General features: G+C 41.3%; 13 protein-coding genes. 6 read left to right on the forward strand and 7 right to left on the reverse strand.

The features are described from left to right. Window positions 1–382 precede the first annotated feature (382 nt). Genes IBX40_07600 through IBX40_07610 form a run of 3 tightly spaced genes read left to right on the forward strand, consistent with a single transcriptional unit; the run spans window position 383 to window position 3,071 of the window. Complete coding sequence (locus tag IBX40_07600; protein ID MBE0524180.1) at window positions 383–1,318, forward strand: aminopeptidase; 936 nt, start codon at window positions 383–385, stop codon at window positions 1,316–1,318. Between the two features lie 37 nt (window positions 1,319–1,355). Beyond that, a complete protein-coding gene (locus IBX40_07605) occupies window positions 1,356–2,240 on the forward strand; it encodes a DNA integrity scanning protein DisA nucleotide-binding domain protein (GenBank protein ID MBE0524181.1) in 885 nt (294 codons plus the stop codon). Between the two features lie 12 nt (window positions 2,241–2,252). Beyond that, window positions 2,253–3,071, forward strand: coding sequence for a hypothetical protein (locus tag IBX40_07610; GenBank protein MBE0524182.1), 819 nt, complete (start codon window positions 2,253–2,255; stop codon window positions 3,069–3,071). Here the strand turns inward: IBX40_07610 and IBX40_07615 are convergent, their stop codons facing one another. The 3 genes from IBX40_07615 to IBX40_07625 form a co-directional block, all read right to left on the reverse strand. After that, window positions 3,072–3,812, reverse strand: a complete 741-nt coding sequence (locus tag IBX40_07615; GenBank protein ID MBE0524183.1) for an MBL fold metallo-hydrolase — start codon at window positions 3,810–3,812, stop codon at window positions 3,072–3,074. It lies immediately after the preceding gene. Beyond that, entirely contained in the window at window positions 3,809–5,083 is a 1,275-nt protein-coding gene (locus IBX40_07620; protein ID MBE0524184.1) for an ATP-binding protein, read from the reverse strand. Before IBX40_07620 ends, IBX40_07615 begins: the two co-directional genes overlap by 4 nt. Window positions 5,084–5,236: 153 nt before the next feature. Further along, window positions 5,237–5,515, reverse strand: coding sequence for a UPF0058 family protein (locus IBX40_07625; protein ID MBE0524185.1), 279 nt, complete (start codon window positions 5,513–5,515; stop codon window positions 5,237–5,239). Between the two features lie 220 nt (window positions 5,516–5,735). Here IBX40_07625 and IBX40_07630 point away from each other — a divergent pair, with 220 nt between their 5' ends. The 3 genes from IBX40_07630 to IBX40_07640 all read left to right on the forward strand — a co-directional run bounded on the left by IBX40_07630 (window position 5,736) and on the right by IBX40_07640 (window position 7,144). Continuing rightward, window positions 5,736–6,476, forward strand: a complete 741-nt coding sequence (locus IBX40_07630) for a class I SAM-dependent methyltransferase (protein ID MBE0524186.1) — start codon at window positions 5,736–5,738, stop codon at window positions 6,474–6,476. 72 nt (window positions 6,477–6,548) lie between these two features. After that, window positions 6,549–6,773 (forward strand): LSM domain-containing protein, encoded by a 225-nt coding sequence (locus IBX40_07635; GenBank protein ID MBE0524187.1) that lies wholly within the window; start codon window positions 6,549–6,551, stop codon window positions 6,771–6,773. A gap of 29 nt (window positions 6,774–6,802) precedes the next feature. After that, entirely contained in the window at window positions 6,803–7,144 is a 342-nt protein-coding gene (locus IBX40_07640; GenBank protein ID MBE0524188.1) for a MarR family transcriptional regulator, read from the forward strand. Here IBX40_07640 and IBX40_07645 read toward each other — a convergent pair. The 4 genes from IBX40_07645 to IBX40_07660 all read right to left on the reverse strand — a co-directional run. After that, window positions 7,125–7,589 carry a TIGR00725 family protein gene (locus IBX40_07645; protein MBE0524189.1) on the reverse strand — a complete coding sequence of 155 codons (465 nt, stop codon included), beginning with the start codon at window positions 7,587–7,589 and terminating at the stop codon, window positions 7,125–7,127. The two genes, IBX40_07640 and IBX40_07645, sit on opposite strands and share 20 nt — an antisense overlap. 6 nt (window positions 7,590–7,595) lie before the next feature. Continuing rightward, on the reverse strand, window positions 7,596–8,084 hold the full coding sequence (locus IBX40_07650) for a type IV pilin (protein ID MBE0524190.1): 489 nt from the start codon (window positions 8,082–8,084) through the stop codon (window positions 7,596–7,598). A 25-nt stretch (window positions 8,085–8,109) separates the two neighbouring features. Next, window positions 8,110–9,393 (reverse strand): sulfatase-like hydrolase/transferase, encoded by a 1,284-nt coding sequence (locus IBX40_07655; protein MBE0524191.1) that lies wholly within the window; start codon window positions 9,391–9,393, stop codon window positions 8,110–8,112. Window positions 9,394–9,747: 354 nt separating this feature from the next. Then, window positions 9,748–10,093: DUF2284 domain-containing protein (locus IBX40_07660; GenBank protein MBE0524192.1), on the reverse strand; the 346-nt coding region annotated here is incomplete at its 5' end.

The following is a 10,093-nucleotide window of genomic DNA, read 5'->3' on the forward strand; positions in this document are numbered from 1 at the left end:
TAGGCTACAAGATACTTTTTTATTGATCTTGCAAGAATAGTGTATATACGAACGCGGATACGCCACCTGAAAATCTACTTTCATCCGCGGTTTTCTTATATTCACCTACACGAATTGTAACGCTCTCGGAGTTAAGTGGATACCCCACTAAGGAAAATACTATATTCCTGATGTAGTTCATCCTATTACTTTAACCATGAATGGGACGATATCAAACTACAAAGATGCTACTGCGTATAATGTTACTCTGACTGTAGAAATCTACGATGCTCTCCCCCTAAAATTATCTCGGCACAAAGCTATATATTGTCGAGTTTAGACAATATATCTGAAATATTCAAAAATTAAGCTTTACCCACAGTCTCACTGGAAGTAATCAATTATGTCATTAAAAGAAAGCGCCAGCATCGTGCTGGAAACATGTATGGCAGTGAAGCCGGGTGAAGTGGTACTGATAATCACCGATACTGCCACGCACCCGTCAATTGCCCTTGCATTGTATGAAAAGGCAGTTGAACTTGAATGCGACCCCATTCTTATAACCATGGAACCCAGGAGTGTTCACGGTCAGGAACCGCCCCCGGCAGTAGCGGCTGCCATGATTGCTGCGGACGTGGTTCTGGCGCCTACCAGTAAATCCATCACCCATACCCAGGCCAGGCTCAATGCTAACAAGGTCGGGGTCCGTAGTGCCACAATGCCTGGGATCAGCCTGAAGATGATGGAACAGGGCGGCATTACTGCCGATTACATGGCTGTTAGGGAGACTGCTTTTGATCTGCAATCCAGATTAAAGGAGGTTAAAGAAGTAAGGATCATTACTGATCTTGGTACTGATATGGTCTTTAACGTGGAAGGATGTGAATGGAAGTTGGATCACGGTATCTGCCATGAACCCGGCTCATCCAGCAACCTGCCTGCTGGCGAGGTTTTCATAGCGCCCAGAAGCGGAGATGGAGTATATGTTGTGGATGGGTCCATGAGCGGTCTGGGTATTCTTAATTCTCCTCTGACCATCAAGGTCGAGCAAGGGCAGGCCACTGACATTTCAGGGGACCTGGCTGATACATACAGGGACATGCTCGACAATGTGGGACCGCTTGCACGTAACCTTGCTGAATTGGGAATCGGCATCAATCCTAACGCCAGGCTCATCGGCAACGTGCTGGAGGACGAGAAGGTGGGAGGCACTGTTCATGTTGCACTGGGAGATAACAGTACCTTCGGAGGCGATGTTGTGGCAGGTATCCACCTGGACGGCATCATCACCGGGCCGAAGGTATTTATAGATGGCGAATCCCTAAAGCTGCCGAGATGATGGGCTTATCAATTATGCACTAATTTGAGGAGACAAAATGGTTGACATAGATCAGATAATACAGACAGCAGCTGACATGGCAGAAGATATTTCCGCGTCAGCCATCATTATCATGTCAACCGATCTGCCCCAGGAATTGGACACAGACATCCCTGTCCTGATAACTTCTCCCTCAATATTCAGTACACTTTATGTTGTTGATGCTGATTTGTATGAAGAAAATGATTCAGCAAAAAGACTCCAGGCCTTCACTAAGACCATTTATCATAAAGCATCAAAGGGATCAGAACAAATTATTGATGCCTCATCCAAGGCTTTTATCTCTAATCTTATTGAAGATGGTCTAATTGTAGGGATTGTCTCACTCCAAGGAAATATAGCAATCGTAATACATGACCTGAATGATAATTCAGTGATACAGGAATTAAAGGCTTGTTCCGAACGGATTAACCTGAATGTATTAAAATCTGTACTAAATATTGCTCTGGATATTGGCTCACTTGGAAGAGAAGGAAAATCTGTTGGAACCGCATTTATTATTTCAGACACAGAAGAGGTGATGAGAAGGTCACATCAGCTTGTACTGAATCCTTTTTTTGGTCACGCAAAGGAAGAATGCTCCATCTTGGAACCTTTGAACTGGGAGACTGTAAAGGAATTTGCCCAGTTGGATGGAATGTTCGTAATAGATAGCGATGGGTACATCCAGGCAAGTGGTCGTTATCTTGACGTAGATGCCAGGGAAGTGGATATTATTAAAGGTCTGGGGGGCCGGCATGCTTCTGCTGCTGCCATCACCAGGGACACTGAAGCTGTGGCAATTACAGTTTCAGAGAGTGGGGGTATGATCAGAATATATAAAGACGGCCTCCAGATTATTGAGCTGGATCCAAGGACTTCTAAAGTGTTCAGACATAAGTAGAACCGGGTTGCTATGAAACACAAAACAAGAAAATTTCTGTACCTGATATGCATAATAATTATATTGTCCTTTGGTTTTGGATGTCTGGGAAATTCCAGTCCTGAACCACATGATTTCCCCTCTGGAGAGCTTGGTACATACGAGATCAATACTTCCACTATCAATGTTACTAATTCTACCACTTTTTTTCTGTTTTCTAATAAAACGGTACGTGCTGTATCTACATTTGTAAACTCTTCCAGTCTTAAGATCAATATACCAAAAGATGCATCTGCTGAGTTCGGGAGTGGTAAAGATCCGGTTATCAAGGATCTTGTAGTTATGGGTAATATTTCAATTAACAATAGCAATAATTTTGAAGATAATAATTTTACCAGGATCCCTTATTCATCTTCTTTTTTAAAATCAGGGAATAGCAGAATAGTAATTCTTGAATTTGAAGAACTTTCAACAGGGTTTGCAGCATATTCCTTTTCCAGGGAATATGGTTATTTTTTTCATATTTTATCCAGGAATGAGACCATTACAGTTGTATTGCCTGCTGGTCATAATACAAGCAATATCATACTGGGTTCACCCAAACCAATAAAACCTGATGAAAAATTCAAAGACAGTAAAAACAGAATGTGGTTGGTCTGGTTTGACCCCTATCCTGACAAGAATTTCATCTCAGTGAAGTATTATAAGGAATACCTTCCCAGGATTCTCAGTATAGTGGGGACTGTACTTTTAATCGGTTTTATTGTATCAGCATTATATTATAATAGAAAGATACGTAAATTACAAAAAGAACGGGAAGATATGGAACAGGATGTAAGGAAAAAAGAGTGATCAAATTTCAAATTCCATCCCATCTTTTCCCAGCGGCCATTTTTTTATTGCCTGATCATGGGGCGGGAACATGTGGCTGATGTGGGTAAACACTGTTTTTTTTGCACCTAAATTTCGTGCAAGCTCTGATGCTTGCTCAGAATTCATATGTTTTGCCAGGTTGATGCCAGGTGGTACAATGGCATCAATTATAAGCAGGTCAGCATCCTGCATTATCTCCAGGCTTTGAGATGGAATATGCTCGTTGGTATCGCCAGAAATGATCACTTTTTTATCATTTTCACGAATGAAAACCCCTACTGATTCTTTTAGTGGTGGATGGGTGACAGGAAATAGCTTAAATTCGAGTCCGAATAAAGTGAAGGATTGAAACAGTCTTACATCGTGCCGCATGGGTTTCAAAAATCCCAGGTATTGCAGGATATAATCCAATGTAGCTTTAAGGCCGTACACAGGTACATGGTTCTGAACGCGGTGAAAATCACCAAAACCAGCATAGTGATCATAATGGCCATGGGTCCATATGACTGCATCCACATAGTCCAACCTGTTAGAGATCATCTGCCATCTCAGATCGGGACTGGTATCAATTAATACTTTTCCATCAGGTCCTTCAACTAATATCGAGAACCTGAGTCTTCGGCTGGCCCCCCCATCCAAAGCGTCCAGACACGCAGGACAGCGGCAACCTATCTTTGGTGTGCCTACGGCGTCACCTGTGCCCAGGAGTACAATCTTCATTGTTCATCTTCAGGTGAATATTTCAGTGCCATTCTTTTATTAAACTCACCCACGGCGTGGAGCAGGTCCTTTTGGGTCAATTTTGTCCTATCGGTCATAAGGGCACTTAACACTGCTTCACGGACTACCATTCTTAGATCTGAACCAGAATATCCTTCAGTTAATGATGCTATCTCATTTGTATTAAAAGTGCCCTCGATCTCACTAATGGCAATATCCATGATCTTTTCTCTCATCTCTGCATCGGGTAATGGGAAGTTCACGATCTCATCAAACCTTCTCCAGGCAGCGCTGTCCAGCAGCTGGGGATGGTTGGTGGCTCCAATTAGGAGTACACCATGCTGGATGAGGCTTATCTCGTCAATAGCTTTAAGGAGGGTGTTTACCGCTCTTTTAAGTGCTGCATGTTCATCTGTGGATCGGGTCTTGGCAATAAAATCGAACTCATCAATGAAAAGTATGCATGGATTCATGCGTTTTGCAAGGTCGAACACCCTGTCAATATTCTTGGCAGTCTCTCCAAGATACTGATCAGTTATCATGGATAACCTGACCTCTAAAAAGGGCAGACTGAGTTTAGCTGACATGGCCCTGGCAGTTGAAGTCTTACCTGTGCCCGGAGGGCCAACAAATAATAGTTTTCCAATCTCTGTTAATCTGATACGTTTGAGATAATCCCTGAATTGTATGGCCTTGACCATCTTTTCAACTTCGTCCTTCTGATCCTGGTTCAGGACAAGCCTGTCAAATGTCTGGTCAATTTCCTCAGGGACCCAGATGTGTACCAGTTTCAGCAGGTCTACTTCTGCATCTTCGGATGATATCTGCGAGATCAATGAGTCCACCCACTCGCGGCTCATCTCTTTAGGTTCGTTCAATTTTTTTGCATCTTCATAACTCACACCTAACGAATCATAGTTCTCATAGAAGTAAGCCAGAACAGGGTTGTTCTGGATATATTCAACCCCATTTTCCTGTTTGGCAAGCCAGCTTACACCAAGATCAAATACGGTAAGATTAAGTTTTGATCCGAATTCCTCATATTCCAGAAAAGGTAATGAATTTGCAATTCCTTGCGGGTCGGGGATGTCGAATAATTTTTCCAGATCATTACTGGTAACATTGATGGGTTTTCTTACTGTTTTTTCCTTGATATCCCAGTAATGTTTCCTGACATTCGCAGGCAGGTCATCTGCCTGAAGGTTCTCATTTTTGTTATAGATCACGGATGTTAGTATCAATCCGGCAGTTTCCAATTTCTTATCATACATCGATTATCAATCCAACTAAAATAAAATGAATTCTTCCTATTGGTCATATTCAACCAAATAATTTTCTAATTAATCAAATAAAACAGAATTAAAAAAAAAAAAAAAAATACAAATTTGTATAGATAATAAAAATGAAAAAATATCGTTTTTAAATTAATGACCTAGCTCATGAAGCGTCCTTTCAGCCAGTTCATTCATTCGAATAGAGGTCCTGCCACTTCCAGAGAATTCGTCATCAGAAATTAATGATGCAATTTCACTGCATAAAACAAATATGGCATGTTTGTGTTCGGCCTTGCTCCTGTGAACATGAACCGGACTTATACCTAAGTTTTTATAAGTATCAAATTGTGTATCAGGTCCGCTTTCCTCAAAATACTTTTTCATTTGTGCCATCATAGTATGAAGCTGTATCAACTCTTCTTTGTGCATTTTCTTCCCATCCTTCAACTACAAATAATTTAATCGATATGTTATCGAAAAGGACATATCAATTACCTAATTTCATTCACGAACCAGTACAAAAAGGATTTTATAGGAATGACACTTCCTAGCAATCAACCATAAATATTTCTAAATAATCTTCATGATTAATTTGATTTGAAGACCATAAACAAAAGATTCAAACATGTTGCTAGTGTATTAATAAAATATGCCCTATGCCATATTTGATAGAGACTCATTCATAGCTCGAACCGGTCTGGGGCCTGATATGAAGGTATTGATTATAGGCCCTGATAGTAAAGCAGCTATCCAGATAGCAAAAAATGTGGAAACCACAGTTGCAATAGCTGTTTCAAATCCACAACAATCCCGGGGCTTACGAGCAGTTTCACCACATAATCTTAATCCTTTGATTGCAGAATTTACACATCTTCCATTTAAGAATGAGGCTATTGATATTATTTTTTCATACCATTCATTAAATAGTGTCCCTAAGACTCAGGTACCAAAAATGCTTTGCCAGGCCCATAGTATGCTTAAACAGGACCGCAGATTTTCTTCTATGGTATGGTCCTTGAAACCCACAAATAAAGCCCAGGAATCACACCTGATGATGCTGGAAATCCTTAAACAATTGGACCTGTTACATCTGCATAGATTCGATGAGGTTTCGAGGTGGTTGGAGGCGGCAGGATTTAAGGAAATAACAATGGAATTGGTGACTCAACAATTATCAGTACCAGAAAATTGGGTGCACTCACATTTGAATAGGATAAATGAAATCGTGGAGGAATATGGACAGATCAATGGATCACTGCCTGTAGACATCGACAATTCTCTTGAAGTTCTCAAAAAGCATGTCAAGGAATATGGGGAAGAACTACTGCCATCGATACATTTTACTGCAGTACGTTATGTCGGTCTTGATGGGATTGATATGATACAATAACACCTTCTTGATGCAAATATTGAAATAATAACCTTACAATTGAATTATAACTAATATAGCGAGGATTTAGGTTTGTTTCCAATAAAAAGAGTACAATCGATGGTAGGGCAGAAGATTCAAGTTGAAATGAAAGGGGGCCAGCACATACTGGAAGGCATCTTGGAAAGTTCTGACGAATACCTGAATATGCACCTTAAAAATACAGTGGAGATCATAAATGGTGAAAAATCAATATCATTAGGCTCGGTAGTACTGCGGGGCAATAATGTAATAATCATCAATCCAGTTGATAATTAATCATATCAAAAAGAGGATGTTTTATTTTCATGAATGAAGAAGAAGAAATGGTTGAGCTGATAATTTCCCATAGCGATGGCATCCTGCAAAGCGATGTGAGGAAGACTCTGGGAATTGACAGCAAGAAATGTTCCCGGATTATAAATAAATTAATGAAAAAGCATCTGGTGCGCAGGGAGCCTGAGTTAGCAGCCGGTAGAAACACATTCAGGCTGTTTTCAATGGAATTCAAAGAGCCTGGTGAAATACACAATAAGCTTTTAGTGGGTAGTGTTTTCAGTCCATGTACTGGTTGTTCCCTGGAGTGTTTCCCTGAAACCTGTTATTTATTAAATAACTGGGTGTACTTGATCATTGAAGAAGAGACTTGAGTGCTGTATCTACTGCATTCTCTGGCCCAGAGACGGTGATTATATCTTTAATACCCCATCTGTTTTCAAAGGAGATCACAGGTTTTCCAATTTTCAGACCCAGGGCAATTTCTGATAGTGTTCCGTATTCTCCGCCCACGGCAATAAGCACGTCCGAGGAATGGGCTACAATAGCATTTCTGGCATGGCCCATGTTTGTGACCACAATTATATCCACGTAAGGGTTGGCATCATCCTTCCGGGAGGTGGGCAGCAGTCCTACTGTTATACCGCCTGCATCCTTAGCACCCCTGCAGGCCGCCTCCATTACTCCTCCCAGACCCCCACAGACCAGTACGGCGTCCCGTCGGGCGATCTCCCTGCCAATCCGGAAGGCAGCATCTGCCTGCTTCTCTGTGCACGAACCGGCACCGATTACTCCTATCTGGATTTTTCTGTCTGGCATGTATTTTTATATTCGGCGCTTGGGTGATGAAATGATCATATTTGTGGGGCGGTGGAGGATATTAATCACAAGCAAATCACTTGAGTTGATTTTTTGATTTGTATTTTCATTTATTTTAAACCAACCACGATCTCCCGCATTCCATTTATTATCACCTGACCAGACATGTAATACGCCTCCTGGGGCTCCAAAACCAACAATGGAACTTGCAGGAAGGTCTATTAAACTATGGGGGATGGTAGCCCCGTTTACACTGATCATTATACTAATATCAGATACTTCGAATGAATCCCCACCCTTATGAACGAGAACCACTTCCTGGTTGGATAGATTAACACTTTCAATTTCAATACTGGCAAATACAGGCTCTTTTACTTCGTATGCACTCACTGTTGCATACACTACCACTGAAAGTACCAATGTTATTGCTATAATCAGGATTATCCCAATAACTGGAGATATTCCACTATCATTATCAAATTTCCTGCACTCCATTCATGGTCCCACCCATTTTCGAAAATTAATCTTTTATTCTTATAATCACCAGTACTCCCACAATTATGACCAGGAATATCATTACAGAAGCGACAGGCTTCCTCCACGATTCTATATCCCATTCCTTATCTTCAACAGCAGATGCTGATGTTTCAAACCTCACTAATCGGTCAATATCCAGGTCAACCGCATGTTCATTTGTTTCATCTCCATTTGAAACTTTGACAATATAATTACCTTTTGGTTTTAATCCGGCAAAAATATATGAATTGTCCCCGACACCACTGCTAATAATTTCAGTACCTTGCAGAATTTCAACATCTGTCCTGGTATTTGAAGTAATCCATAGATTAGCATAATCTTTAACAGGTATCGCTTCACCATCAGTATATTTCGGACAATTGGGAATATCCATTATGGAAAGCAATGTTGGCACCACAACTTCTTGCCCGAATTCCTGGTCCATTTCACCTGGCTCTACATTGGGTGAGAATATGATCAGAGGTACCGTGATTGCTTCATCACAATAGTAATCATCTGATGCATGTCCCCCCCTGGGTGAATCGGCTGATTTGAAAGCCATACCGTGGTCCGCCGTGATCACAAAGGCTGTGTTGCTGTCCCGGGCTGCCGCATACAGCGGTTTAAGGCTTTTATCAAATCCTTCTATTGAACCTAAATATCCCTCAACTCCCCTATAATGCCCGGCACTGTCGACCATTCCCACATTTATTGTAAATATGTACCTGGTATCAGGGTGTTCCTGGGCCATAAATGAAACAATGTCCTGGGAAGCATCCAGTTCCCAGGCTTCATAGGCAACATAACTTTCAAGCCCCCCGGTACCTTCCAGATAGTCAGGCAGCTTGTGTTCCCAGTATTCCAGTTCATTGATCAGACCGGCTGATGCCAGATCATTATTAATCTGAATTTTAATGCTTGGTTCGGTTATGGAATTGGATTCACTGAAGAGCCCGATGTCCTGCTCGCTGCGCAATTGGGAAAAATCACCTTTATGCATAAGGGCTATGGATAAAAATCCTTCCCCACCCAGAATATCATAGATGGTGGCTCCGGGAAACTCGACCATTTCCTGTTCGGCCCTGGAATATCCTGTAATAATCACTGAATGGGCGGGACCGGTCTTGGGTGTAGGAACCGCTACATTGGGAATTAGCAGGCCCTCGGAAATCATACTTTGCAGCTCAGGTATATTTGCAGTCCTTATGGGCTCCCCGTTAAGGGCTTGAGGAGGAGCAGCCGGATTAATATATGAAGACCCCATGCCATCAATGATCAAAATGATCATATTTTGAGGAGGGGTTGTCTCCCCCACATCGACAATGGTCTGTGCCCCGGCTACGGGGAATAATGAAATCAGAAAAAGAATTTGGATTAGGATTATTGAAAATCTGACTTGACTGTGCCGTGATACCATGTTAATCACTGGGAAATTCACAACTGTCTTGCAGATCGAACAAATCAATTAACGCATCAATTCTAATGATCATGATAATCGGATTTTCCAGTATCAATTTTATTTAATAGTTTCGATATTGTTCTTACCTCAGTTAGCATACTATTTCCCCCACAACAGTTGCTATGGTACTTATTATCGAATATCCACTCCCCGAAAATTATCGCGAAGTGTGCAATTTTTGAATTAATCAATAAGTATTAATGTATACTGTTTTGGTATGCAGCTATCCATAGGAAATTTTGGAAGTGGGATCCTGAGTTTTTCGAGTGTTTTATCGAGACGTATACCAAGCCCCATTAAACATGGTCTGCGAATAGTGGGATGGTGACATTCATTTATAGTTCTGGCACAATTGACATCTGAATATTCACTATTTGCACACCATGTGCACATACCAGGAAAAGTAGCGAGGGAAGTATTATATCCAAGAGTCCATGCAAGCTTTTCAAGTTCCAGACTCCCTGGCTGTATTTTCTCTTTTCGTTCTTTTATTACTGTTCCCATAACACTTTGATATTCTTCTTTTTTT

The organism is Methanosarcinales archaeon (assembly GCA_014859725.1).
In the GTDB taxonomy this organism is placed as follows: Archaea; Halobacteriota; Methanosarcinia; order Methanosarcinales; family Methanocomedenaceae; genus Kmv04.

Bases quoted from the DNA above. Each gene is read 5' to 3' on its own strand.
- IBX40_07600 (MBE0524180.1), top strand. From the start codon at position 383: ATGTCATTAAAAGAAAGCGCCAGCATCGTGCTGGAAACATGTATGGCA.
- IBX40_07605 (MBE0524181.1), top strand. From the start codon at position 1,356: ATGGTTGACATAGATCAGATAATACAGACAGCAGCTGACATGGCAGAA.
- IBX40_07610 (MBE0524182.1), top strand. From the start codon at position 2,253: ATGAAACACAAAACAAGAAAATTTCTGTACCTGATATGCATAATAATT.
- IBX40_07615 (MBE0524183.1), bottom strand. From the start codon at position 3,812: ATGAAGATTGTACTCCTGGGCACAGGTGACGCCGTAGGCACACCAAAG.
- IBX40_07620 (MBE0524184.1), bottom strand. From the start codon at position 5,083: ATGTATGATAAGAAATTGGAAACTGCCGGATTGATACTAACATCCGTG.
- IBX40_07625 (MBE0524185.1), bottom strand. From the start codon at position 5,515: ATGCACAAAGAAGAGTTGATACAGCTTCATACTATGATGGCACAAATG.
- IBX40_07630 (MBE0524186.1), top strand. From the start codon at position 5,736: ATGCCCTATGCCATATTTGATAGAGACTCATTCATAGCTCGAACCGGT.
- IBX40_07640 (MBE0524188.1), top strand. From the start codon at position 6,803: ATGAATGAAGAAGAAGAAATGGTTGAGCTGATAATTTCCCATAGCGAT.
- IBX40_07645 (MBE0524189.1), bottom strand. From the start codon at position 7,589: ATGCCAGACAGAAAAATCCAGATAGGAGTAATCGGTGCCGGTTCGTGC.
- IBX40_07650 (MBE0524190.1), bottom strand. From the start codon at position 8,084: ATGGAGTGCAGGAAATTTGATAATGATAGTGGAATATCTCCAGTTATT.
- IBX40_07655 (MBE0524191.1), bottom strand. From the start codon at position 9,393: ATGATCATTTTGATCATTGATGGCATGGGGTCTTCATATATTAATCCG.